The 24,319-nt window shown below is 68.3% G+C and carries 21 protein-coding genes and 5 pseudogenes; 14 read left to right on the plus strand and 12 right to left on the minus strand.

From position 1 onward, the window contains the following. Positions 1-344: 344 nt before the first annotated feature. Positions 345-1,745 carry a glycosyltransferase 87 family protein gene (locus AB5L52_RS44105; protein ID WP_369368649.1) on the minus strand — a complete coding sequence of 467 codons (1,401 nt, stop codon included), beginning with the start codon at positions 1,743-1,745 and terminating at the stop codon, positions 345-347. A 512-nt stretch (positions 1,746-2,257) separates the two neighbouring features. Then, positions 2,258-2,931 (minus strand): annotated as a pseudogene (locus tag AB5L52_RS44110) (recombinase family protein). Between the two features lie 175 nt (positions 2,932-3,106). Between AB5L52_RS44110 and AB5L52_RS44115 the strand changes: the two are divergent. Then, complete coding sequence (locus AB5L52_RS44115) at positions 3,107-3,931, plus strand: hypothetical protein (RefSeq protein ID WP_369368650.1); 825 nt, start codon at positions 3,107-3,109, stop codon at positions 3,929-3,931. An 18-nt stretch (positions 3,932-3,949) separates the two neighbouring features. Next, positions 3,950-4,249, plus strand: coding sequence for a hypothetical protein (locus AB5L52_RS44120; RefSeq protein ID WP_369368651.1), 300 nt, complete (start codon positions 3,950-3,952; stop codon positions 4,247-4,249). 390 nt (positions 4,250-4,639) lie between these two features. On the opposite strand, the pseudogene AB5L52_RS44125 reads toward AB5L52_RS44120, so the two are convergent. Beyond that, a pseudogene (locus tag AB5L52_RS44125) lies at positions 4,640-5,074 on the minus strand (TetR-like C-terminal domain-containing protein); the annotation flags it as partial. Between AB5L52_RS44125 and AB5L52_RS44130 the strand changes: the two are divergent. The 3 genes and pseudogenes from AB5L52_RS44130 to AB5L52_RS44140 all read left to right on the plus strand — a co-directional run. Next, a pseudogene (locus AB5L52_RS44130) lies at positions 5,068-5,873 on the plus strand (MFS transporter); the annotation flags it as partial. The pseudogenes AB5L52_RS44125 and AB5L52_RS44130 overlap by 7 nt on opposite strands. A gap of 100 nt (positions 5,874-5,973) precedes the next feature. Continuing rightward, a complete protein-coding gene (locus AB5L52_RS44135) occupies positions 5,974-6,117 on the plus strand; it encodes a hypothetical protein (protein ID WP_351032995.1) in 144 nt (47 codons plus the stop codon). 26 nt (positions 6,118-6,143) lie between these two features. After that, positions 6,144-6,991, plus strand: a pseudogene (locus AB5L52_RS44140) (oxidoreductase). A gap of 107 nt (positions 6,992-7,098) precedes the next feature. Here the strand turns inward: AB5L52_RS44140 and AB5L52_RS44145 are convergent. Then, complete coding sequence (locus AB5L52_RS44145) at positions 7,099-7,248, minus strand: hypothetical protein (protein WP_369368652.1); 150 nt, start codon at positions 7,246-7,248, stop codon at positions 7,099-7,101. Positions 7,249-7,490: 242 nt separating this feature from the next. On the opposite strand from AB5L52_RS44145, the gene AB5L52_RS44150 reads away from it, so the two are divergent. From AB5L52_RS44150 to AB5L52_RS44160, 3 genes are all read left to right on the plus strand, one after another. Then, entirely contained in the window at positions 7,491-8,030 is a 540-nt protein-coding gene (locus AB5L52_RS44150; RefSeq protein ID WP_369368653.1) for an ArsR/SmtB family transcription factor, read from the plus strand. Beyond that, positions 8,027-9,313: an MFS transporter gene (locus tag AB5L52_RS44155; protein WP_369368654.1), complete on the plus strand. Its 1,287-nt coding sequence runs from the start codon at positions 8,027-8,029 to the stop codon at positions 9,311-9,313. Before AB5L52_RS44150 ends, AB5L52_RS44155 begins: the two co-directional genes overlap by 4 nt. A gap of 375 nt (positions 9,314-9,688) precedes the next feature. Further along, complete coding sequence (locus AB5L52_RS44160; protein WP_369369074.1) at positions 9,689-10,768, plus strand: protein kinase family protein; 1,080 nt, start codon at positions 9,689-9,691, stop codon at positions 10,766-10,768. 41 nt (positions 10,769-10,809) lie between these two features. On the opposite strand, the gene AB5L52_RS44165 is transcribed toward AB5L52_RS44160, so the two are convergent. The 3 genes from AB5L52_RS44165 to AB5L52_RS44175 all read right to left on the minus strand — a co-directional run bounded on the left by AB5L52_RS44165 (position 10,810) and on the right by AB5L52_RS44175 (position 12,246). Beyond that, positions 10,810-11,130 carry a hypothetical protein gene (locus AB5L52_RS44165; protein ID WP_369368655.1) on the minus strand — a complete coding sequence of 107 codons (321 nt, stop codon included), beginning with the start codon at positions 11,128-11,130 and terminating at the stop codon, positions 10,810-10,812. 201 nt (positions 11,131-11,331) lie between these two features. Further along, a complete protein-coding gene (locus AB5L52_RS44170) occupies positions 11,332-11,652 on the minus strand; it encodes a hypothetical protein (RefSeq protein ID WP_369368656.1) in 321 nt (106 codons plus the stop codon). Between the two features lie 66 nt (positions 11,653-11,718). Next, on the minus strand, positions 11,719-12,246 hold the full coding sequence (locus AB5L52_RS44175) for a GNAT family protein (RefSeq protein WP_351580271.1): 528 nt from the start codon (positions 12,244-12,246) through the stop codon (positions 11,719-11,721). Between the two features lie 70 nt (positions 12,247-12,316). On the opposite strand from AB5L52_RS44175, the pseudogene AB5L52_RS44180 reads away from it, so the two are divergent. Further along, a pseudogene (locus AB5L52_RS44180) lies at positions 12,317-12,471 on the plus strand (transposase); the annotation flags it as partial. Positions 12,472-12,576: 105 nt separating this feature from the next. On the opposite strand, the gene AB5L52_RS44185 reads toward AB5L52_RS44180, so the two are convergent. The 3 genes from AB5L52_RS44185 to AB5L52_RS44195 form a co-directional block, all read right to left on the minus strand. Then, positions 12,577-13,071, minus strand: coding sequence for a hypothetical protein (locus tag AB5L52_RS44185; protein WP_351580274.1), 495 nt, complete (start codon positions 13,069-13,071; stop codon positions 12,577-12,579). 288 nt (positions 13,072-13,359) lie between these two features. Beyond that, on the minus strand, positions 13,360-13,725 hold the full coding sequence (locus AB5L52_RS44190) for a hypothetical protein (protein ID WP_351580277.1): 366 nt from the start codon (positions 13,723-13,725) through the stop codon (positions 13,360-13,362). A 9-nt stretch (positions 13,726-13,734) separates the two neighbouring features. After that, complete coding sequence (locus AB5L52_RS44195; protein ID WP_351580280.1) at positions 13,735-14,031, minus strand: hypothetical protein; 297 nt, start codon at positions 14,029-14,031, stop codon at positions 13,735-13,737. Between the two features lie 42 nt (positions 14,032-14,073). Between AB5L52_RS44195 and AB5L52_RS44200 the strand changes: the two genes are divergently transcribed. The 3 genes from AB5L52_RS44200 to AB5L52_RS44210 all read left to right on the plus strand — a co-directional run bounded on the left by AB5L52_RS44200 (position 14,074) and on the right by AB5L52_RS44210 (position 16,981). After that, a complete protein-coding gene (locus AB5L52_RS44200) occupies positions 14,074-15,288 on the plus strand; it encodes a MarR family transcriptional regulator (protein ID WP_369369075.1) in 1,215 nt (404 codons plus the stop codon). Between the two features lie 701 nt (positions 15,289-15,989). Next, positions 15,990-16,520, plus strand: coding sequence for a hypothetical protein (locus AB5L52_RS44205; protein ID WP_351033504.1), 531 nt, complete (start codon positions 15,990-15,992; stop codon positions 16,518-16,520). 98 nt (positions 16,521-16,618) lie between these two features. After that, complete coding sequence (locus tag AB5L52_RS44210; protein WP_369368657.1) at positions 16,619-16,981, plus strand: DUF1304 domain-containing protein; 363 nt, start codon at positions 16,619-16,621, stop codon at positions 16,979-16,981. Positions 16,982-17,441: 460 nt separating this feature from the next. Here the strand turns inward: AB5L52_RS44210 and AB5L52_RS44215 are convergent, their stop codons facing one another. Together AB5L52_RS44215 and AB5L52_RS44220 are read right to left on the minus strand one after the other, a co-directional pair. Then, positions 17,442-17,945 carry a hypothetical protein gene (locus tag AB5L52_RS44215; RefSeq protein WP_369368658.1) on the minus strand — a complete coding sequence of 168 codons (504 nt, stop codon included), beginning with the start codon at positions 17,943-17,945 and terminating at the stop codon, positions 17,442-17,444. A 347-nt stretch (positions 17,946-18,292) separates the two neighbouring features. Further along, the gene (locus AB5L52_RS44220; protein ID WP_369368659.1) at positions 18,293-18,871 is read right to left on the minus strand and encodes a LuxR C-terminal-related transcriptional regulator; all 579 of its coding nucleotides are present in this window, start codon (positions 18,869-18,871) and stop codon (positions 18,293-18,295) included. Between the two features lie 616 nt (positions 18,872-19,487). Between AB5L52_RS44220 and AB5L52_RS44225 the strand changes: the two genes are divergently transcribed. Both AB5L52_RS44225 and AB5L52_RS44230 read left to right on the plus strand, forming a co-directional pair. After that, positions 19,488-22,532, plus strand: a complete 3,045-nt coding sequence (locus AB5L52_RS44225) for a non-ribosomal peptide synthetase (protein ID WP_369368661.1) — start codon at positions 19,488-19,490, stop codon at positions 22,530-22,532. Positions 22,533-23,372: 840 nt separating this feature from the next. After that, complete coding sequence (locus tag AB5L52_RS44230) at positions 23,373-23,951, plus strand: LuxR C-terminal-related transcriptional regulator (protein WP_369368662.1); 579 nt, start codon at positions 23,373-23,375, stop codon at positions 23,949-23,951. Positions 23,952-24,319 lie beyond the last annotated feature (368 nt).

Below are 24,319 nucleotides of genomic sequence, written 5' to 3' on the forward strand. Positions count from 1 at the left end.
GGAGAACACCACGGACGGGCTGTGAGCACTGAGTGCTGGGCGGTCGAGGTCGTCATGATTCCCTTCCTGGCCCGCCGATCCATGTGGCTGCGCTGCCGCGAGCCGGGCCGGGGCCCTTCACGTCACTTGTACGAGCGGCGCAGAAGGACAGCATGCTGATTTTGGCGGTTGTTCAAGCACCGTCGTGGCAAGCGTTGCCCTGCTGCGATGTCCGACAGGGCGCGCTGCCCACCTCTCCGAGCTTCCGCAGCGCTTGGCACGTTCTCGCAGGTCCAGCAGCCCGAGATCACAGGACGTGCTTCAGAAGTGGAACCAGCATGCCGTTCTTCCGCGAGCCCCTACACCTATCCCACACGGGCGCTTGTGTTCTCGGCCAGTTTGTGGCGCAGGCGCGAAAGGCCGATGGCGAGGACGGCGAGGAGGAGCAGCCCCTGTAGGTAGGGCATGGCCCGATAACCGGTCTGCACCACGACACCGTTGAGCCAGTCGGGGTGCAGGGGGTAAGGCAACCCGGGGTCGAACGGCAGGGTCATGCAGGTGGTGTGCGCGAGGAGTACGAGGTCGAACCACGAGCGGGGCAGCATCGACACGAGGAGCCAGGCGATGGCGTCGTACCAGGGGCGGACGTAACCGGTGCCCAGGAGGTAGCCGGCCGCGAGGGCGAGAGCCGGGCGCGCCGTCATCTGGACGATGTCGTCCTTGTCGACCGGGGGCAGCGCCACGAGGAGCAGAGCGGCGATCCCGGCGACGGCCATGACCTCGACAATGGGCACGAGGTGCCCCGCCGCATTGCCGAACACCGGCCTCAGCAGATTCCGCTGCAGCAGCGGCCACGGGGAGCCCACCACCGGTTGATCGCTGACGGCCGCCGCATTGCGGACGGCCCGTGGCACGACGCCGTAGGCGACCGCCAGCAGCAGGCCACTCGCCGATGCGGCGATGGCCAGCCGACGCCAGTCATGGCGCAGGCGCCACGCGAAGGGCAGTGCGAAGATTCCGAGTGTGAGCTTGACCGCGGTCGCCGCCGCCAGCGCGAGGCCCGCGGTGAGGCCGGAACGGCGCAGCGCCCAGAAGGCCGCGACCACGCCGAGCGCGCCGAGCACGTCGATGTGCGGCCCCACGACGAGGTTCCACAGCAGGACCGGGTTGAGCGTCCACAGCAGTTGCGAGCGCGCCCGGCGCCGCGGATCCGGTCCGGCCAGGCGCAGCAACAGGGCCCCGGTGGCGATGAACGCGGCTCCGTTGAGCAGGGAGAGTATCCACACGGTGGTCAGCATCGATGTGCCGCCGATCACCGAGGCGAACCATTCGGTCATGGTGGCCAGCGGCCCGTAGACCGACGGGTTGTGCAGCCAGGGCTCCGCGATCGAGAGTTGCCCGATCGGGTCGCCGGTGCGCGCCAGCCCGAAGGGCGTCATCCGGTACGGGTCGAGGCCGAGGGTGGCGATGCGGCCGTACGCGGCGTAGTTGAGCGGATCCGTGGTCCCCATGGGCGGCACGCACACCAGGGCGACGGTCGCGACCGTGCCGAAGGTGAGCAGGGCGCGGGGGCGTGGTGACCATCCGCGGCGTGTCGCGGCGAGCCCGGCTGCCACGGCGGCGGTGCCGAGCAGGAGCACCACGGCGACGAGCACCCAGATGGACAGGTCCGAGGGGTGGGCGTTCCAGAACCACGGCGGGAGCTTTCCAGCGGGGCCGAACACCGGCTCGACCGCCGACGGCCCGAGCAGCCCCAAGAAGACCATGAGGAGCACGCAGACCGCACATGCCGCGAGCGCGCCCTTGCCGAGAGCCCCACCTCTGTCACGGCCGATCCGGAGTGGCGCGATCGCAGGGGATTCGGAATGCCCCTCCGAGGTCGCGGATGACAAGAGATCGCCTGACACGCGTAAGACCTCGACCTTCGTGAAATGAGGGCTCCAAGGAAAACCGACCGCTCATAACGACAGATTTCCAGAACTTGAACTGAACGTACGACAAGTGATCGCCAGGCGCGGCACGACAGGATGAACTTCGGGTTACTCAATTGTGTACGGCTTTCGAGTGGCGTTCGTGCCCCACTGCTGCCTCAAGCCCGCCACCGTCACCTACGTCGTCAGCCGCTCCATCAAGGCCGGCCTCACCGCGTCCTGCCGCCCCGTGAGGGCGGTGAGGCCGTTCTCGACGTCGTCGCGGATGGGAAACGAGCCCTTGGATTCCGGGTGTGAGTAGTTGAGGTACAGAGAGAGCCACTGAGATTGATCTTGTTCGGGTCCGCCTACTGCGCGGGCTCTTCGAGCTGACGGGGCACGGCGCCCGTGCGTAGTTCGCGCAGGTCGGGGATGTGGTTGTAGAGGGTGCCCGGGGAGACGCCGAGGAGTTTGGCGATCGAGGTGATGGAGCGGCCGGGGTCGGGCAGCAGGTCGCGGGCGGCCTTGACGACTTTTTCGGCGGCGACGGTGGGGCGTCCGCCTACCTGGCCGCGGGCGCGGGCGGCGGCCAGGCCCTCGCGGGTGCCCTGGACGATGAGTTCGCGGATTAACTCCGCGAGGGCGGCGAAGACGTGGAAGAGGACCCGGCCGCCGGGGGCGGTGGTGTCGAGGTTCTCGTGCAGCGAGGTGAAACCGACCTCGCGCATACGGCGTCCAGCGGCCATGTTGATCAGGTTTTGGAGGCTGCGGCCGTAGCGGTCGAGCGAGGGGACCATGAGGGTGTCTCTCCGGCGTCGAGGAAGGCGTGGCACGCCTTCAGCTCCGGGCGCAGGTCGGTCCTGCCGGACTTCTTGTCGGAGAAGATCTTGCGGCACCCGGCGGCGGTGAGGGCATCGAGCTGCCGTTCGAGCTTCTGCCCGCCGGTGGAGACCCGCGCGTATCCGATCTTGATCTCGGTACGGACGAGGGGTTCGGCGACGAGGGGTTCGGGGTGGCCGGGCGGCCCCGGAAGGTCACTCATGACCCCGGATCATGTCCGAAAACGGTGGTCCGGAGTTCTTGAACCACCCAGGTTTTTGAAGGGCTTCCTGAAGGCTCTGCGGGGCCGCCCGGCCTCGGCCCGGCGATCTTCAGAAAACGAAGCTTTCTCGACGACTCAAGGACTCGGGCGGTGCGGCTGAGCTTCCGGTGGCGTGGTGGACCTGCCCGACGACGTCGTGCCGACCGCGGCGAACCGTACGGCGGAGCGGCAGCGGACCGCCGTACGTCAGTGCCCGGGCCTCTACGACAAGGCGAAGGCCCGGAAGATTGCCGAGGTGGTGATGCGGAGCGAGGCGGTGGTGAAGAACCGTCCGGCGGACCTGATGAACATCGCGCTGGACGAGGTCGTCGAGGCCGGTCTGGAGCTGCCGGGCTTCACCACGCTGGACGCTCTGGCGGCGAAGGTGCGTTCCGAGGTGAACGCCACGATCTGTATGGGCATCTGTGACCAGCTGAGTGAGGCCCACCGGGAGCGCCTGCCGGCCCTGCTCTCGGACAAGGACACCTCGGACACCTCGGGCACCACGGAGTACAACCAGCTGAAGCAGTCGGCGAAGGCCCCGACGTGGTCGCGCTTGCGTGAGCAGGCCGCGCACCTGGAGTGGGTGGACGGGCTCGGCGAGACCGGGGTGAGGCTGGACGGAGTCGCCCCGGGGAAGATCACGGATTGCGCGGGCGAGGCGGACGCCGCGGATGGGCCGGGGCTGTGCCGGGGCTGCGCGACTACAACGGGGTCAAGCGCCTCGCGTTGTTGGTGTGTCTGGCCCGCAAGGCGCAGATGCGGGCCGCGACGAGCTGACGACGATGTTCTGCCGGCGGATCGCGCTGCAGGTCAAGCGGGCCAAGGCGGAGCTGGAGAGCATCCGGGAGCAACAGCAGGCTCTGGTCGAGGCGTTGATCGGCAAACTACCGCACGGTGCTGCAGCAGCTGGATGCGGATCGCCCGGTCCAGGCCGCGCGGGAGAAGGCCGCGGCGATGACCGCCCGAGGTCCTGGAGGTGGTCGCCGGTCTCACCCCGGACGAGACGCCGGACGCGGTCGCCGCCCAGCTCGGTGACGCTCTCGCGCCTGCGCTGCACACGCTGATCATGGCCGTGCGCAGGCAGGCCGGCGCGCTGGGGGTGCCCGCTGCGGCGGTGGCCGGCTTCGGCGGGTTCGAGAGGCAGTACGAGCAGATCGAGAAGGTCGCCGGGCACTACGGCAACTACTGGGAGGTGCTGCTGTACGGGCATCTGCTCAACGACCGATCCACCATGTACGACCTGACCAGCCGTCTGGAACTCACGGCGACGTCCTAGGACGGCCGAGTCCTGGACGCGCTCGAGCACGCCCGAGCCCACAAGCACCTCCGCGACTACCTCCCCGAGCGGCACGAGGACGGCCGCCGCGTCGACATCTCGTGCGCCACGCTGAACTGGCAGAAGGCCGTCCGCGACAAGAACCGGCCCGGCGTCTTCGTGCGCAAGTACTTCGAGCGATGGTGTTCGCCGCGCTCGCCGAGGAACTGTGCACCGGCGACGTCGCGGTGGCCGGCTCCGAGGAGTTCGCCGACTGGAGCGAGCAACTCCTGCCGTAGCAGGACGTCGAGGCGAAGCTGGGATGACACGTAGTAGAGCACCTCACGGAGCCCTGGCACCGCGGAGCCCTGGCACCGTGTCCGAGGGCTGATCCCGGGGACCGGGTTGAGGTCACAGCAATCGGTCGACCAGTCCGTCGACGTAGTCCGGGGTGAGCGGGCCCCTGCCGAGCAAGACGCGGATATACATCGGGGCCAGGATGTGCTCCAGCACGCCGAACGCGTCAGGTGCGTGCTCGCCGCGTTCGCGGGCGCGATCGAGCATGGACTGCAGTTGCCGGGTGCGTTCGGCGAGGAGGTCGTCACGCGCCTGCAGACCCTGCTGACCCATGCTCGACAGGGCTACGGACAGGCGCAGCAACGCCAGGCCGTCGGGTCCGGTGATCTCGCGGGCCACGTTGGCCGCGTACGTGCGCAGGTCTCCGGCCAGGCTCCCGGTGTCGGGCATCGGCGACTGCGCGTTGAGGCGGGTGAGCGCCACGTCGGTGAGCAGGGTTTCCAGGCTGCCCCACCGGCGGTAGATGCTGCTGTCGGCTACGGCTGATCGAGGGTGGTGCCTGCGGCTGGACGTCGCCGGTGATCCTGGGCAGTTTCACCGCCGCGGTGACCCTTCTCGCCGCCTTCGCCGCCGTCGAAGCGCGTCGTTCCGCTCTGATGCTGCCGCTGCGGCTGTTCCGGCAGCGGCTGTTCACCGTGTCCAACACCGCCATGGTCGTGGTGGGGTTCGCGCTCATGGGTTCGTCGTTCTTCTTCTCCCAGTTCTTCGTGTACGTCCAGGGCAGCTCGATCCTGCGCGCCGGCCTGCAGACCTTGCTGGCGTCCCTCGCCATGGTGATCGTCAGCCCGTACGCGAGCCGGCTCGCCGCCCGGCACGGCTTCCGAATCGTGGTTACGACCGGCCTGGCCCTGGCCGGCCTGGGACTGCTGGCGCTCGGCACGGTGCACGCCGACACCGGCTACGCGAACGTGTGGTGGGGGCTGGGAGTCGTCGGCATCGGCTTCGCCCTGACCATGTCCCCACTGACGGGAGTCGCCATCCAAGCAGTCAGCCCGCAGGAAGGCGGCCTCGCATCAGGCATCAGCAGCACCACGCGGCAGATCGGCGCGGTGCTCGGCGTGGCATTCTCGGAGCCATCGTCCGCACCCGGCAATCCGGCGGCGCCTCCTTCGAGACCGGCCTCAACAGCGCCTTCCTCGCTGCCGGCACCGTCACTTTGGCCACCGCCGTATTCACCGGCCTGTGGCCGGCGAGGTCCAAGCACGCGGAAGGCCCCGCGGCGCCGCAACGTTCCACCGATCCAGGTGCGGTCACCAGCTCGAACGAGGCATCCGCGAACAGCCGTTGACGGCGACACCGACCTTGGCCGGGAGACATCCCGCCGGAGGCCGTCGTGACCCTGTGGCAACGGCGCCGTCGACCGCGATAACGCCTCGCCCGAAACCGAAGTGGAGGACGTCATCGACATCCTCTTCATCCTCTTCGGGCCACTCATCTTTCGCAGGCTCACCGGCCACCACGACCTCACGAACGAGCACGCCGAGAAGCTCGCGCGCACTGCACTCGACGGGCTTATGCGCTCCACCGTCTGACACTTCCGATTTCAACGGAGAGACACATGTCCCGCACGTTTCTCATCACCGGCGTGAGCAGCGGCCTCGGCCGTGCCTTCGCCACCGCCACCCTCGATGCCGGCCATACCGTCATCGGCACCGTTCGGAACCCGGACCAGATCGCCGCCTTCGAGTAGTTCGCTCCGGGCCGCGCTCAGGCCCGCGTGCTGGACGTCACCGACACCGGTGCCATCGCGCCGACCGTCGCAGCGGTCGAGGGTGAGGTGAGCCCCATCGACGTACTGGTCAACAACGCTGGGTACGGTGTCGAGGGCACCTTCGAGGAAACCCCGCCCGACACCTTCCGCCACCAGTTCGACGTCAACGTCTTCGGCGTCATCGCGGTCACCCAAGCCGTTCTGACCCGCATGCGCGAGCGCCGTGCCGGGCACATCCTGTTCGTGGCCTCGATGGGCGGTCTGCGCGCGTTCCCCGGCCTGGCCGCCTATCACGGCTCCAAGTTCGCCGTCGAGGGCATTGGGGTCACGCTCGCCTCAGAGGTCGCACCCTTCGGCATTCACGTCACGGCGATCGGACCGGCTCCTTCCGCACCGACTGGGCCGGCCGCTCCATGCACCGCGTAGAAAGCACCATCGCCGACTACGACCCGATCTTCGCCCCGATCCGCGAACGCCGCCTCGACATGAGCGGTCAGCAGCTCGGCGATCTCGCTCAAGCCGGCCGCGCCCTGCTCGCCATCGTGGAGGCCGAGAAGCCGCCGACCCACCTCATCCTCGGCAGCGACGCCCTCCGCCTCGTCGCCGACGCCCGCTCCGCCTTCGATGCGGAGACAGCCGACTGGTACGAGCTGTCGAAGTCCACCGACTACCCCGACGGGGAACAGATCGCGTGAGAGCCGCTGGGCGACTCTGACGCGTAAATATCTGCTGGTAGAGGAAGTTCCGGGCAAGACTGTTGGCCCGGTCGGGACCATGCCCGCCGGGCTTCGTCCGACCCCGTTCATTCGGAAACGGCCTCCATCGGGTCGAGGGTGACGCGGAAGCCGAGTTCGTTGAACCGGGAGACGGCTCGGCGTGCGGCCCGTTCGGGATCCCGCTGGGGGAAGTAGTCGCCGCCCAGGTCGTGGTAGGGCAGGTCGTTGCTGGGCATGTCCAGATCGTGGTGATGATCGAGTGCTCGACGGCGACCAGTGCCTTGATCGGGCCCCGGCGGGAGGTCAACCGTTTCTAGCGAGCCTGCAGGAAGCTGCCCCTTGGCGCGCGCCGCCCCGAACAGCGCCCCCTTCGAGAAGGACAGTGCAGGAGCGAAGGTCTCACGTGCGTGAGGCCGATTCCGGGAGCCCGAACAAAAACCCCTTGCCTAATGGTCAAGAAGTGTTGACCATTGGGGGTATGCCTACCGATGATCTTCCAGAGACGTTCCACGTCACCACTGACGAGCAGCTACGCGCCGTTTCCAATCTCACGCGTCACCGGATCATGGCCGTGCTCCGCTTCGAGCCCGCGACGATTACGCAGATCGCCGAGCGGGTGGGCCTTGCGAAGGGGAGTTCCAGCTATCACGTACGGCTGCTCGAACGGGCCGGCCTGGTGAAGGTGGTCCGAACGCGGAAGGTCCGGGGCGTCACCGAGCGGTACTACGCAATGGCCGCCCGGGCGATCGTGCTGCCGGAGCCGGGCGAGGGAAGCCCTGATGTGCTGATGCGGCATGCGGTGGCGGACCTGGAGGCAGCGCCGGTGGAGGGCGAGCGGCATGTGCGGATGGCGCATCTGCGGCTCACCGAGGAGCAGTTCGCGGAGCTGGGGGAGCGGCTGCAGGCACTGGCGGACGAGTACCGGGAGCTGTCCGATCCGTCACTGCCGGACGCGTCACTCGTCTTCGCACTGTTCCACCCGGCATGGCGCGAGCAGGCCGAAGGGGACGCCAAGTGACCTCAGACGTCCGGAAGTTGCCGACCGGCTTCGGGCGGCTGTGGACTGCGCAGACGGTGTCCTCGCTCGGTGACGGGGTAACGCATGCCGCGCTGCCGCTGCTCGCGTTGACGTTGACGCGGGATCCGATGGCGCTCGCCGTCGTCACGGCCACAGGGACGCTGCCGTGGCTGCTCTTCGGGGTGCTCGGCGGCGCGCTGGTGGACCGCTGGGACCGTCGGCGCACGATGTGGGTCACGGACGCGGCGCGTGCGGTGCTGCTCGTGATACCGGCGGCAGCGGCCGCGCTCGACGTGCTGAGCATTCCACTGCTCGCGGCCGTCGCCTTCCTCCTCGGCCTCGGCGGACTCTTCTTTGACACGGCCGCCACGGCCTATCTACCGGATCTGCTCGGCCGCGACGCCGCGCTCCTGGAGCGCGCCAACTCCCGCCTGCGCGGCACCCAGACCGCCGCGTCCGGCTTCGCCGGGCCGCCTGCGGGCAGTGCCCTGCTCGCGCTCGGTCGGGCGGCTCCGCTGCTCGCCGACGCGGTGTCGTTCGCGCTCTCCGCACTGCTCGTACGGTCGCTGCCTGCCGCACCCCGGCCCGTACCGCAGGCTCGCGAGTCGCTGCTGCGGCAGGCACGAGCCGGCGCCTCGTACGTATTCCGGGATCAGTTGCTGCTCGGACTCGCGCTGCGTCCGGCGGTCGGGAACATCGCCTTCCTCGCCGTGGAGACCGTACTCGCCCTCTTCGCGCACGACCGTCTCGGCATCGACACCTTCGGCTTCGGCCTACTCCTCACGGCGGAGGCCACCGGCGGTCTGCTCGGCGCGGGCATCGCCTCCTTCCTCGGTCGACGACTCGGCACCGGCGCCGCGCTGACCTGCACGGCCGCAGTCGAGGGACTCGCCATCCTGGGCCTTGCCGCCGCCCCGAACCCGTACGTCGCCGGCCTGGCGCTCGCCGTCTGCGGAGCGGGCATGGGCGCCACGATGGTGCTCGGCCCCTCCCTCCGACAGACGATCGTCCCCGCCCACCTGATGGGCCGGGTCGCCTCCACCTCCCGCATGCTCGCCATGTGCGCCGCCCCGTTCGGCGCCTTCCTCGGCGGCTGGCTGGCCACCACCTACGACGTACGCACCCCGCTGTACACCGCAGCCGGCCTCCTCCTGGCCATGACCACCGTCACCGCGACCATGACCAGCAACCGCCGGGTTGAGGCGGCGCTGCATGCCGCCACCTCGGCCGGTGATCCAGATCACCCGGAATCCGGGGATCCCGTTCAGGAGCGTGCCATTTAGGGCTCCGCGAGGTCGTTGAGCCAGCGCACGGCAGGCCCAGCTGGGCGTTCCCCGCCTTGGCCCAGGAGCGCCGGGCGCCTGGCTTCCACGGGAGGCAACGAGTGGCCCAGCGGGCCGGGGTGCGCCGCCGTCAATCCTCGTCGTCCTCGACAGCCCCCGGGTCCAGGAAGGGGCGCAGGCCCTGACCTGGTAGAAGACTTGCGGTCGCGTCCGTGAGAGATCGGTGTCGGGGGCGCATCATCGTCTGAGGCGGCGTCCGGGGGCCGGCGTTCCGGGCGACTTCGCGTACCTGCTCCTTCGGGAGGCGTGGCGGATAGGCTCGACAACGTGCGCGAGATCAACGAAGCCCTGGTTCCGGGCACCGAGGAGCCGTCTATGCACCACCCGGAACCCCGGTATGCCGTGCGGCTCGCCACGTATGGGACCGTGGCCACGCGCCTGTCCCTGCTGAGTGACCGTCGGCTCGGCGAGGTCGTGGCCGCCGCCGACCCGCTCGGGTCAGGCATCGGCGGCAGGTCGGCGGAGCTGGACATCGACGGCACGCGGGTGTTCGTCAAGCGGGTTCCGCTGACGGACACCGAGTTGCGGCCGGAGAACGCGCGGTCGACGGCGAACCTCTTCGGACTGCCGATGTGCTACCAGTATGGAGTGGGCTCGGCCGGGTTCGGGGCCTGGCGAGAGCTGGCCGTGCATGTCATGACCACCAACTGGGTCCTCGGGAACGAGTACGGGGGCTTTCCGCTGATGTACCACTGGCGCATCCTGCCTGACTCCCCTCCCGAGGGTTTCACCGACGCGTTCGGGGGCATCGACGGGGCGGTCGAGCATTGGGAGGGATCCTCGGCCGTGCGTGAGCGGCTGGAGGCCATCGGCCGTTCCTCGTTCAGCCTGGTGCTCTTCTTGGAACACGTCCCGCAGACACTCGCCGACTGGCTGCACGACCACCGGACCGCCGCGCCGGAGGGCGGGGCGGGCTCGCCGTACCTGTGGGTGGAGGAGGCACTGGCGCGCGGCACTGCCTTCATGAGCTCGCGCGGACTCGTCCACTTCGACGCCCACTTCGCCAATGTCCTGACCGACGGCCAGCTGCTCTACTTCGCGGACTTCGGACTTGCCCTGAGCTCCGGCTTCGAACTGTCGGCGGCCGAGGCGGAGTTCCTCTCCGACCACCTCATGTATGACCGCTCCCACACCGTGAGCCATCTGCTCCGCCACCACCTGCCCGATGGCCTGCGCGGCGGCAAGGAACACGAGGCGTTCCTGCGCGAGTGGATCGCCGGCCACCAGCCCGATGACGTCCCGCGCGAGATCGCCGCGATCATCGACCGGCATTCCCGAGCTGCCGTGGTCTTGGGTGAATTCCACCGCCGCTTTCTCACCGAGAGCAAGCGGACGCCATTTCCGGCCGCCGAGATCGAGCGGGCCTGGCGCACTGCGGTCGCGGCGCCCCAGTGAGACCGGCCTTCGGCAGAAGATCGCCTGTGGGCCAGGAAGAGCTACTTGGGGCTCGGGCCCGCCGCCCAGCGAGGCTTGAGATGGGTGTCGGTCCACTGCTGCTGGGCGTGGATGATGGCGACGACCTCGGCGTCGACGAGGATGGTGTCCGGCGCCTGATCGATCTTCGTCTGCTGGTAGCGCAGTTTGGCGACGAAGGCGCTGTCGGCGGCCTCCTGCTCGTCGGGCCGGGTGAGCTGGTTCAGCGCGGAGAGCGGGTCGCGGTCGAGCATCCGGATCTCGCTGCGGAGAACGAGGCAGACGTCCGCGATCTTTTCGACCTCATCGTGTGCCTGGTGATGGACGAGGACACCCTCCGCCACCGGCTCGCGACCCGCACTACGAACGCATTCGGTCACCATCCCGAAGAGCTCGCAGCGGCCCTGAAGTGGAATCCTCGGATGCGAGCGATCTACCAAGGCCGTGGGGCGACGAACATCGATGCATCCAAGCCGGTGACCGAGGTGGTGGACAGCGTGATCGACGCAGTTCAGGGGCTGACAGGGTCCACCCGATAACTCGGATCACGTCTGCGCGCCGCGTGGTCGCTCAGCGGCAGTTACAGAGGTCGCGGCTACGCGCCCCGAGCGAATGTGGCTACCGCTCCGTGTTATCCGCTTGGAATCTGACATTGGTTGGGCCAGGCAAGTCACCGTAGTCATGCCAGCCGCAGCCAGTTCGTCTCGTCCCGTCGTTCCGGCGGCCGCGTTCAAGCTCTCGGCGTCGAGCATCACCATGCCGGGGTCGGCTGATCGGCCCTTCTTGTCACGGATCTGCCAGCGCAGCAGGTCGTGGATGACCTGGCCGGTTGCACCGTCGCGCCACCAGGAGAAGTAGTGCTTCACCGTACCGCTTGACGGCAGTCCAACCGCCACGCCCCCCGACCCGGCGGAACCTATGTGGCCAGAGCGCTAGCCGCCGAGGAGTCGCTCCCACAGCAGCCCGTCCCGCCAGCGCCCGTCGAGAAGGATCGAGGAGTGCGCGACGCCGTACGGACTGAACCCGTTGCGGCGCAGCACCCGCTGCGACGGCAGATTCTCCAGATTGGTGGACGCCTCGGCGCGGTGCAATCCGAGTTCGTCCTTCATCACCCGGAGTACGAGCCCGACGGCGTGCCCGGCATGCCCTTGATTCTGGGCGACACTGGCGATCCAGTATCCGACGGAGCCACGGCGCAGGTGCGGCTGTGGCAGGATGTCTCCGACGGTGACCTGCCCGATCACCTGGTCGTCGGCAAGCACCACGCCCGGCCAGACCGTGCCGGCCTGGTATCCGGCCAGCAGCCTGTCGATCCGTTCCGTCTGGCCCTCCGGGGTGAAGAATTCGGCCGGCTGGGCCGGTTCCCATTGCCGGAATGCCTCGACGTCCCGCATTCGATGGGCGGCGATCGGGGCGGCGTCGGTGGGCTCGATCAGGCGGATACTGGTGCGGCTGCGCATGAGCTGATCCTCGTCGTGGCGGGTCGGATGAGACGGCAGCCTAGGCGAGGGTGCCCACGCCCCCGTACCCCGTGCCCGCTGGGTCGTCGAGCGGACCTTCGTCTGGCTCCACCAGTTCAAGCGGCTTCTGATCGGCTACGAGATATGCGCGCCGACCTCCACCTGGGACTCATCCAACTCGCCTGCTGCATCAGCTGCTTGCGACGACTCCGAACTTCATTCTGAAATGATCAGTAAGGAGCAAGCTGAGCCGTGTCGCGTTCGGGTCTGACCCGGCCAGGGCGGCGGAATGCTCGCCGACGGCCTGCTCCTCGTCTGTCTCATCTCACGTCAGGCCCAGGGGTTACAGTTCGGCCCACCTACCCAGGCCCCGTTGCTGGTTCCGTTGGTGTAATTCCACTTGCTGTAGCCCTTGCACTCGTAGCCGTTCCAGGTGAGAACGAAGTGCGCTTCGAAGTTGCTCTCGTTGGTGCCGGGTGTATCGATGCTCATCATGGGGCTGACCCAGGACACCTTGCCCCCGGGCGTTGTGTCAGTGACTTCGTTTCTGCCGTTGGATGTCATGTAGATGTCCCAGCCGTCGGCAACCTGCGACACCCACATGTCACTGAAGTCGATCTCGGCGTACGCCTGGCGGGTGCACTGGTTGTAGCCCTGGTAGAAGACGCCGATGTGGTATCCGGCGTACGTGTCGATGTTGCGAGTGTCGCCGACCGTCCTCAGGCAGCCGTCGGCTCGCGCTGCAGTCGAGGGCCCCATGACCACAAGTGCAGAGGCAGTCAGAGCTGCGGAGGCGACAGCTCCGATGGCGCGTGAGGTGTTCATCTTGTGCAGGATCCAATCTCAGGTCTGGAGGGTGCAGTGCTGCACCCTGCGTGAACGTCGGCTTTGCCGCACTGTCGTCGGGTGCGCTGGGCATAGGTTGGAGTCGATGCGGCCGATACGCCGTCACCAGCTGCGCGGTAGCGGTGCTCACGAGCCCCGTGAACTCGCGAACCGTCCACTGAGAGCCGAGGGGTGACGTCCCTTCGACTGCTCGGCGCGCATGGTTTCGCTCGTGGTGAGGGAGGCATGCGGAGTCTTGCGTCCGCTTCATGCTGTGGAACGGGGAGGTCAGTGGTACCAGGCCGTGTCGTTGCTCTGGCTTCCGTTGGAGATGGCCATGGCGACCGCGTGGACGACGCTGTCGTGATAGAACTGGGCCGTGTCGCCGCTCCCGCCTGGACCGTAGGAGATGGTCTGGGAGGTCTCCCCTCCTGTTTGGTCGTTCCGGTCGAAGATGGTGAGCCAGCAGGTGTTGGTGTAGGAATCCAGGTGGCCATAGGCCCAGTTGGGCAAGAGGTTCAAATGGCCGATGCATCCGGGAACCGAAATACTCACCGAGCCGGTCGTTCCAGCGTGCGCACTCCCGGTCACCCCCAGGACCGTGATCAGGGCAGCACCCGCCGCCAGGGACGCGCGGCGCAAGATCTTCGACATTACTTCCTCCTATGGATTGACCATGGGACGCAGGTCCAAGGCCGTTGCATTCGCAGCCCGATCAGCGGATTCATGCGAATACCCGCTGGTGGGGCCGTGCGGCACGAGGTCGGATGGGTGGAGACGAGATTGGGCCGGTACGTCGCCGTGGCTGTCGCCGACAACGTCGTGAGGCCGGGCACGACCTTCGGTCCAGAGCGGGTGCAACTGGACCGCGTCGGGCCGGGCGACGCCGGCGGCGGTGGCGAGGCCGGCGATGGCCTTGACGGCGCCGCCGGTCACATCGGGCATGTTGTCGTCTCCCATGCTGAGGCCTGCTAAGTCCCCTTGACGGTATGGCAGTTGCTGGTGGCCGAAGCCGTGACCAACGATCGACTCTCGGTGTCCGGGCGGCTAGGCTTTTGCGCGAGGATGCAAAGGCTCGAGGACCAGTACTGCCAGGTACGCGCCGGGGGGGCCGCGTTGATACGGATCCGCGTGACGACCGACGACCTCGAACGGATGCAGGTCGCCGACGCACCTGACTTCGGATACGAACTCACACTGGGCGGCGCGCACTTGGCCAGCGGCGCCCCCGACCGCCACCTTTCAGCGTGGCGCCTCGAGGCCGCCCGCAACTGGAACCCCTATCACAGCAGGCTGTTCGACCTGTACACGGATCGCTACCTGCCCGCGTTCTTCGACGAGGCCGCCCGACCGTCACCGACAACGATCGCCCCGGAGTCCCCACCCGCAGTCGCTCACTGGCGGGACCTGGCCCGATCGGGCGCGCTAACCCCTTTCACGCGTGGGCTTGCCGAGGGCCACACGCGCGCCGTCTCCGCTCTGGACCAGATACTTGCCAGTCTCCGGGCCACGGCTCTGGACCCGTACCGGCGACGCATGGCCTCCGTCGTTGCCACCGCATCCGCGACGGCACGGACCCGTGCCGCGATCGGCGGTCCGGACGGCATGCTGCGCTCCATACATCCATCGGTCAGCTGGGACGGTCGATACCTGCGACTGAACACCATCTGCGACGCCGTGGAATCCCTGGAGGGGCGACCCTTGATCTTCCAGCCCTCGGTGTTGGCCACCCGGATCACCTTCAACCCGCTCACCGATGTGGTGATCGTCAGCTACCCCGCGGCCGCGGCCGCCCTCACGCGGGACCCCGAGCTCCACACTCCGTCCCAGGCCCTGCTGTCGCTGCTCGGCACGACCCGCGCGGCGGCACTGGTCGCCGTGGTCAGGACGCCCGCCCTGACCACTGGCCAACTCGCGGCGACCCTCGGCGTATCCGCCGCAGCGGCCTCCCGGCACGCATCCGTCCTTCGCGAGTCCGGGCTCATCGCCACCACCCGCAACGGCCAAAAGGTCCACCACCACCCGACCCGACTCGGCGTGGACCTGGCCCACGGATCAACCACCGATGATCCACCAGGGCATGGCGCAGAGACGGAGTCCCCTGCCCACCGCCGGACCCGCCCAACCGTTAACGCCCCCGGATCGCGGGCGGATGCGCCTGGACCTACCGACCCACCACTCCAAAGCGGCCGTTCCGCCAGCGGCCGAAGACGCTGACCTTCCATCAGACTCGGGCCTACCACCGTGCTGTGCAGCGGCTCTGGGACGGAGAGCTCCCACGGACCGCGCCTGCGGTCCGCCGGACAGGGCACGCCGGGTCAGCCGGACTCCGGTCGCCAGCTGCCGTAACAGCGGCCCGCTGGTGACGCCCTGCTCCTTGAGCCAGTCCCGCCAGGCTCGGACCCGGCGCAGGGGCTGCAGGTCGGGCCGGTCGTGCAGGCGGACCAGATCCAGGCCCTCGCAGGGCGCGGCGTGCGCGACGGCCCGTCTCTTCGGCTTCTTCCAGCATCAGCGCACCCCCTTATGGGTGAGGCGTCGGCGGTCCAGCGGGCGGCGAGGCATCGTGCTCCGTCCGTAGAGGCTTCTGCCGTGACGGTACCCAGGCCGCCAGCCGCGTGTGGAGTGCCACGGGTCAGGAAGAGCCCGCCGTCGGACGGCGGAGCCGGGCGCGGCGTGATCACGTCGCCGTGCCTGAGACTCCTGCGTGATGACGCCGATTTTTCCGCAGTGATGCTCATGTGTCCCGCTTGGTAGCTGGTTCGACGTTGCGGGGAGTCTGGGGAGCGAGGAGCGCGTCGACAGCTGCGCCGGGGCTCGAAATCCGCTGGTCTGGGCGGCATCAGCGGCGGAGGATGTCGGTCATGCGATATGCAGGGTCGTCCAGCTGGCAGGTCCGAAGCGGGACCTCGCAGCAGCTCGTGATCGGGTTGTTCGTGCGGGACGCGGCTGGTCTGCGTCCGCGCGTTGACATCGAGGTGCCGCCGCTGGTGCCGGCGGTCGAAGCACGGGCGAGCCTCGCGCCTCTTGCGGTCCCAGAGGCGTCGGCGCAGTGGGCTCGGTGGTGGGATCGCGAATTGACGCGGCACGAGGAACCCCATCGTGGGTTCCTTGCGCCGGAGTCCAGGTTCGGGGGCGGCGAGGAACTCGGGGCGCTGGTGCGCGAGTGCTTCGATGATGCCGTGCGGTGGAGTTCTGCCCGGGGCCGCGAGTACGCGGAGGCCATGATGCGCGGTGATCGCCGTGGCCATGAAGGAGACCTCGTCCGTGCGGTGGAGACGGAGTTGGGGCGCAAGGCCCGTCCGTTTGAGCTGCAGGTGATGGAGCTGCCAGTCGCTGGCGCGGTCGGCTGGCGTGTCTCGGAGAAGCATGTGGTGGTGAGCCGGGCTCTGCGGGAGGACGCGGAGGCGTATCGCCGGTGGCTGACCTCGGTGATCCGTGAGCTGGCCTGACAGCGTAACGACCTTGGGGGCAATTGAGAGGGGTGCGCTGCGTTACGACATATCGGGTGCCGAGCTCAGCGCGGGAGCGTTGTGTGAACATGTTACGCATGTCGATCATTGCAACCGCCGTGGTACTGCTCATCGCTGCTCTGCACGTCTACATCCTGGTCCTGGAGATGTTCCTGTGGACGGGCCCCAGGGCTCGGGCAGCCTTCGGGACCAGTGCCGAGTTCGCCTCCGGGACGAAGGCACTCGCGGCCAATCAAGGGCTGTACAACGGCTTCCTCGCCGCCGGCCTGGTGTGGGGTGCGGTGGCATCCGATCCGGTGGGTTTCCAGGCGAAGGTGTTCTTCCTGGTGTGCGTGGCCGTGGCCGGCGCGTACGGTGGCGCCACGGCCAGCCGAAAGATCGTCTTCGTGCAGACCGTTCCCGCGCTGATCGGACTGGCGCTGGTGCTGGCCGCTCGCTGAGCGTCGCCCAGCAAGGTGAACGGGGCTGACGGAACCGTCAGTGGTAGGCGGCGCGATCGGCAGATGTGACGCGTTCCCGGGACCGTGCCACCCTGTCCCCCTGCCTTCACTGGCGTGACGCGCCAACGCTTCGCGGGGCTTGTCGCGGGGCTTGTCTTCGAGTTGGCGCGTCGCTGGGAGGCCGCACGGGAGTCTGATCGGGCCGAGTGGCGTGGAGGTGAACGCCGCCAGGCGGCGGGGGCGGGGCGCAAGTCCAAGCTCGTGTTCACCGACCGGCTGCTGATCACCTCATCTGACTGCGGCACGATCTGCCGCACGTCGCTCCTGCCGAGCTGTACGGGGTGGACCGCTCCACCGTCTCCGCCGCAGTGCGGGAGATACGGGCCCAGCTTGCCGAACGTGGCTTCGCCATATCCGACCGGCCCGGCCTGAGGCTGAAAACGCTGGAGGACGTCTTCGCCTATGCCGAGACCGAGGACATCGAGCTGCGGCTTGATGGAGCCAAGACCCAGGTGCGTCGTCCGCGGGCGGGACTCCCGGCAGGCGGTCCTTCGTTTCCGGCAAGCGCAAGCAGATTTCCCATCAAGGCCACCATGTTCAGCGACCAGCGGGGCCGGATGCTGCTGGCCGGCGTGGTCAGGCCCCGGTCGCATTCACGGTCAGACCGCCGTACGCAGCGAGGGCATCGCCACCAGATCTTCGGGGACGCGATGTCGATGGAGACCGCGGCAAATCCCTTGCGGGTCAGCGCCTGCACCAGGTACGAGAACCCCACGTCCTGGCGGATGCAGTCCTGGCCGAGTCCGGCCACCTCCTGCGGATTCTTCGGGTTCGCGCACATCAGCGGCCACCGGGTCTTCAGCGGATTACGGGCCACAGCATCTGTCTTCCCCGTCGTGACGCGGTTGTGGTGCCTGCCGCGCAGGACCACGACCACCGGGTGCGGCCCCTTGCCCTCGGGCATGCCGAGGACGCCGTGCACCTGGGTCGGGTTCCCGCGGGTGCGGCCGCCAGTGATCTTCAGCAGGCCAGGGGCGAGGCCGTAGCTGGTCAGACCTCCCTGGCCGCCGGCTGTCACTGTGGTCGTCGGCTCGACCGTCGTTCCGGACTTGGGCCGCGAGCAGTGTGAGGGAGGTCGAGCTGTTCGCCGTCTGAACGGTGGTGAACAGCCCGAGCACGGCGGCCCGGCGGCACCGGTGTCCCCACGCTGCGGACAGCCGTCCAGGAACGCCCACCCTGCCTTGTGTGTCCGCAGGAAGGCCACCGTCGCGGCGGTGCGAGACGCTGTTGCGCACTGTGCCTGCGGAAGGGTCACTTCACGAAGTCGGGCACGGTGCGGGGCGGCCAGGTGCCGACCGTGAGGACCCCCATCGAGTAGGCGCGGGAGACGAGTGCGGCGCGGTTGGGAGCCTTGAAACGGCGGAGCATCAGGCCCACGTGGTATTCGACGCCTTGGCGGCTGAGGTAGAGACGCGAAGCGAGCTGGACGGTCGAGGCACCGGTGGCTACGCCTTCCAGGATGCGGGCGTCGAGAGCGGAGAGCATCTGCTTCGGCTTCGTGGGCCGGGCTGCCGCTTCGGCCGGCTCGTCGTCCGGGCTCATCAGGACGACGACGCCTGAGAGGTCGTCTCCCTCACCTTTGACGGCGATGCCGGTGATCTCGGCTGAGAAGACCCGGTCATGGCCGCGCATGGCGACCACCTGCTCGACGAAGCGGCTGCTGTGGCCGTTCGAGAGATGGGCGAAGTGCCGGGGAAGAATGTTACGGGCGCTGGGGTGCAGGACGTCGTAGATGCTGCGTCCGCAGATCTCCGCGGAGAGCCGGGATACAAGGCGGAAGAAGTCGGCGTTCGCTGCTTCTATTCTGAGCCCGGGGTCCAGGCTCGCCATGCAGGGGCCGTGGTGTGGGGCGCTCGGTCGGCGGTCTCCGAGGCGGGTGCTGAGCGGGAGTTCCGGAGAGCCGCTGGCCATGGCCGACCTGCTGGCAGGGGGGAGCATCGAGGTTCTCTCCTGGGCGTTGGCGTGGAACGACTGATCCAACAGCGGGGTGGGAGCCGAAAGGCCACTGCGATAGACGTTCCACTCTTTTCTGTGGCACTGTCGCCGGCGGTGATCATGGGAAGGCCGCACGCGCGTCGCTCCGGTGAGACACGCGGCGACGTTGTCCGGGTGCGATTGATCCTCAGGGGCGGTGGGTTGTTCATCAACCCAGTTCAGGGGACTTATCAACCCAGTCCGGGGGACTTATCAACCCGGTTCAGGGACCCATCAACCCAGCGGTGAAGCCGCTTGCCGTCCGAGGCAGCGATCACCTGCACCTGCTCGTACGGGACGTCGAGCACTGAAGGATCGAACTTTCGCCGGATCACCCCGCCGACCAGCCCATAGAAGCTGAGTGACGACACCACTTGGTGGGGCACGATCCGCTGGAGATTCCCCTAGTCCTCCAACCGGGATGATGTGAGCGCTTGCCGCTGCGGCACGCACACGCCCGCCTGGAGAATCGATGAGGAACGCAGCCAAGAGCCACGCGTATCAGCGCGCCATCACTCCCGCCGAGTGGCTTTATCTAGGTTTTCCCACGCCGCATGAGGTCCAGTACGTGATCGAGGGCGAAGGCGACATCCGGCCCGAGGACCTTGTCGCAGCCGTCGGCGTGGCGTCGGAGGCCTCTCCGGGCACCCGGCTGGTCCGACGGGGCAAGCAGTGGGTGGACAGCGGTGTCAGTCCGGCCGTGCACGTCATGGACCACCCCCTGGACCGGCGGCGCTTGGACTCCCCGGCACTGAGCGCCTGGGTCAGCCGTCCGGGAACGACCTTCGAGGTGCTGCTCTACCCCGGCGACCCGGCCTGCGTCGTGATCAGGGGCCAGCACGAGGTGACCGACGCCCGGGGCCTTGCCCTGTGGGGGGCCGATGTCTTCCGGGCGCTGCGCGGGCAGGAGCCGGAGGGCGCGCCGTCGCAGCTGAACAGCACGGAGCTCCTCGAAGCGCTGCACCCGGAGGGCCTGCCCCCGATTCCGCCCGCCGCGGGCGCGCTGGAGTGGCCGTCCCCGCTCGGCCCCGTGCCGGCAGGCATCCGAAAGCTGGTGTGGCGGAACAGGACCGTCAACGGCACACACGCGGCCGGCACCGCGAAGGTCGCCGCCGCGCTCGCGGCCTCGTACGGACCCGAGGGCAGGGGCAGCTTCTTCGTCCCAGTGGACCTGCGCCGACACGATTCGGACATTCGGTCCACGGCCTGGCTGTCGCAGGCGCTGGTCCTCGACGTGGAGAGCGGCGAGGAGTGGGAGCAGGTCCACCGGACCCTGCTCGCCGGGCTGGGCGAGGGCAAGGAGATCGCGCTGCGCACCGAGCCGACGATGATGCGCATGCCGCTGCCGGCGGTCCGACTGTTGTCCAAGGCGGTCGCCCGCGCCGCCGCCCGCTCGGACCGCTACTGCGCCCTTGCCTTCGTCACCCACCTGGGCACCTTCGACCTCGCCGACTTCAGCGCCGACGGCTTCCGGGCCACCGCCGTGTACAGCCTGGGCGGTGTCGGCCCAGGCACACCTCCGGCCCTGGATCTGATGGACGTAGGTGACCACACCGAGATCACGGTGACCTGGCTGGACGGCCCCGGTGTCGCCGAACGCGCTGAGGCGCTGCTGGACACCGTGGAGGAGGCGCTGTCCCCGTCCCGCAACCGCCACTGGGAAGGCAACCTGACCGCGCGCACGGCGCCTGCCCAGGGCCTGATGGAGCAGATCCGGCACCAGGTGCGGCGGACACCCGACCGGGTGGCACTCACCGGCCCCGAGGGCGAGGTCACGTACCTCGAACTCAGCCGTCGTGCCGACGCCGTGGCCCACGAGTTGCAACGCCGTGGCGTGCGACGGGGCTCGGTCGTGGGGCTGCTCGCCGACCGTACCGTGGCGGCCATCGCGGGCATCTGGGGAGTCATCCGGGCCGGGGCGGCCTTCTTGCCCCTGGACCCGCTGCACCCCGACCACCGGCTCGCCGACGTCCTGACCGACGCCGACGTGCGCCACTGCCTGGTCCAGCGGGGGTGCGAGGGACGGGACCTCTTCCCGTCCGGTTGTGAGCCCCTGCCGCTGGAAGACTTCACACGTGCGGCGACGGACCAGCCCGAGTTCCCGGACGTGAAGGCACGGCCGGACGACCTGGCGTATGTGATCTACACATCCGGATCCACGGGCCGGCCCAAGGGGGTGCAGATCGAGCATGGCAGCCTGCTCAACTATCTGCACTGGGCCCTGGACATGTTCCAGATCGGCGCGGAGACCAGGATCTCCCTGATGACCTCGCTGTCCTTCGACGTCTCCATGACGTCGGTCTTCGGTCCGGGGATGGTGGGCGGGGCCGTCGTGCTGGTGCCCGACCGGATCAACCACCTGACCCTGCGCAACCTGCTGGAGCGTTCCGGCGCCACGATGCTCAACCTCACCCCCTCCCACCTCGACCTGATCGGCCAGCTGGACGTCCAGCCCGCCGGCTACACCGGAGTGATCATCACCGGAGAGCAGTTGCGGGTGGAAGTCGCCGCCCGGGCGCAGCGGGTGTTCGGGGAGAAGTGCCGGATCATCAACCAGTACGGCCCGACCGAGGCCACTGTCGGATGCACCGCGCATGTCTTCGACGAGGTGGGCGACGGCGACGCGACCGCCGTGCCGATCGGGCTTCCCGCGTACAACACCACGGTGCACCTGCTGGACGAACGGCATCGGTTCGTCGCGCCCGGCGAGACGGGCGAGATGTACCTGGGCGGTGTGCAACTGGCGCGCGGCTACCTGGGCCGTCCGGACCTGGACGCCGAGCGCTTCGTCCGGCTGGCGGACGGCACCAGGGTGTACCGAACCGGGGACCTGGCCACGCTCCTGTCCTCGGGGGAACTCGCATACGTGGGCCGCAACGACGACCAGGTCAAGGTGCGCGGCAACCGGGTGGAGCCCGCCGAGGTGGCACGCGCCCTGGAACAACATCCGGCGGTGGACCGTGCCGTGGTGGTGGCCAGGGTCCGACCCGGCGGATCGGGTAAGGCGCTCTACGCCTACGTGCTTGCCCGTGCGGAGGTGACCGCGAAGGAACTGGAGGAGCACACGGCCCGGCTCCTGCCGCCCTACATGGTGCCGGCCGCATTCCTTACCGTGCCCGAACTGCCCTACACCATCAGCGGAAAGGTGGACGCCCGAGCTCTGCCCGATCCCTTCGCCACCGACGGCGAGTCCGCCGGCGCGAGCCTGACGGCGGGTCCCGTGACCGCGAACACCGACCCGGTCACCCAGGCGGTGGCCACGGTCTGGTCGCGGGTCCTCGGCATCCCCCGGGAACGGCTGGACGAACAGGCCGACTTTCACCGGCTCGGCGGGGACTCCCTGGCGCTGCTGTCCATGCTCGCCGGGGTCAGCCGTGAACTCCTCGCTCAGGGTGGGGAGGAAGCCTTCATGGCCGACCTGCACAAGATCATCGACAAGCCCACGCTGGAGCATGTGGCCGCGCTCGCCCGCGGGGCCGCGGCCGGGGTCGGGACAGGGGTGGGTTCGGCGCACTGACCGGAAGGGCTGGGGAGAGGGTCGCCAGGACGTCCCGCTGATCCGACTCGGCAAGGTGACGTAGGCATCGGCGTACGCGGTATTTCAAAGCGTTTCGGTCCGCGTAACCAATCGAGAAACTTTTATGGAACGTTGAGTCGTTCCCCTCGTGTCGAAGTCACGGAGCTGTCCATGCGGCCGGACTTGGGAAGAGTTCGGCCTGAGGGCGGCTTCCTCTCCTGTGAGTCGGGGAGGCGACAGGCGACCCCCCGTTTCCCCGTTCCTCCCATGGTCAAACCATAGAGTCAAGATCGTTAGCAGATTGACGCAGCGGCCCGACTGGAGCCGAGGCGGGCGACGTTTCCGCAGGTGAGAGCTCAGGTTACGGCCATGCGACGGCTCTGAGAGAGGTGGTCGGAGCCTCGTCCTGAGCGGCTTCTTCCTGTGTGCGACACACACTGGTCATGCCGCCGCAGTGTTGGCGTGACCGGTGCCGTCTCCGCGACCGGCGCACGGGTGACCGTACCGAAGCATGCTGCCGAACCCCTACTGCGCCGCGATGACCGAACCTTCCGAACAGGGGCACCGCAGTATTTCCCTGCGGGACCAGACCGTCGTTGACTCCCGTGCGCGGCCCGACTTAATGTCACCGGCAGGGTGCAGCAAATGAACGGGACAGTTATTGCGGTGGGCTAACCGCTCTGCCCCCGCTGTCTGAATTAGCTGTTCCGTGATGACCAGGAGAGGACCCCCATGCTCTCGCACGCCGACAGGTCGACAATGGTCAGTGGCCATTCGGAATTCCCGCGCAACGCCCGCCGTGGAGAACGGCGGCCGAGTTCCTCGCACCATGTCACCTGCATGGCGAGCCTGGACCCCGGGCTCAATATCGAAGCGGCGAATGCCGACTTCTTCCGTCACGTCGCCCGGCCCTCCACGGAGATCTGTGGACGCAGCATCTACGATGTCCTGCACCCCAGTGCCCGCAACATTCTGCCGAAGCACTTCACTCATCTCTCGAACGGCCAGGGTGGCCGCTTCGTTGAGCGAGTGGTCGCCATGCGCGGGCACGACCGGGTGTTCTCGGCCGAGATAACCGGCATAGCCGTCAAAGGTGAGAGAGACGATCTCTCAGGCGTCGTCCTGCTGATGAGCCCTGAGGACGAGCCCGCCGACGCGGCGGAGCGGCCGAAGAAGCCGACGCCGATACTCTCCGCCCTCGACGCCCGCATTCTCGAGGGCGTCGCCACGGGTGCCTCGACCGTCCAACTGGCCTCGCGTCTCTACCTCAGCCGGCAAGGCGTCGAATACCACGTCGGTCTGATGCTTCGTCGTTTCAAGGCTCCCAACCGTGCGGCACTCGTCTCCCGCGCCTACTCGATGGGTATCCTCACCGTCGGCAGCTGGCCGCCCCGCGCCGTGCTCGACTTCGTGAAGTAACTCTCCCGCCACTGGTGCCGACGCCGGTTTTCCCCGCCCACGCCGGGGGAGCCGGCGTTCTTCGTTTCCGGAGGCCCACATCAGCTTTCTGTCCCGGACGAGCGCGACACCCCGGGCTTTCCTTCGGTCCATGTCTAGGCGTTTTTCTAAAACACCGGCCGGGAACACGGCCCTTGCCTTGCAGGATCTGCGTGAATCTAGGGGGCGCCCTAGTCCATGCGCGCATAGCGTGAGCAGCCCGACGGCCCGCGGTCCCGCTGCTCGGTCCTGACCGGCTGGTGCGGGCTGTCGACCAAGCCGTGCGCTGCACGTATGCCGTACACACCCGTACCTGACGTCTCCGGTCCAAGCAGGCTGGGCCAACAAGC

Origin of the sequence: Streptomyces sp. CG4, from assembly GCF_041080655.1 — a bacterium.
In the GTDB taxonomy this organism is placed as follows: domain Bacteria; phylum Actinomycetota; class Actinomycetes; order Streptomycetales; family Streptomycetaceae; genus Streptomyces.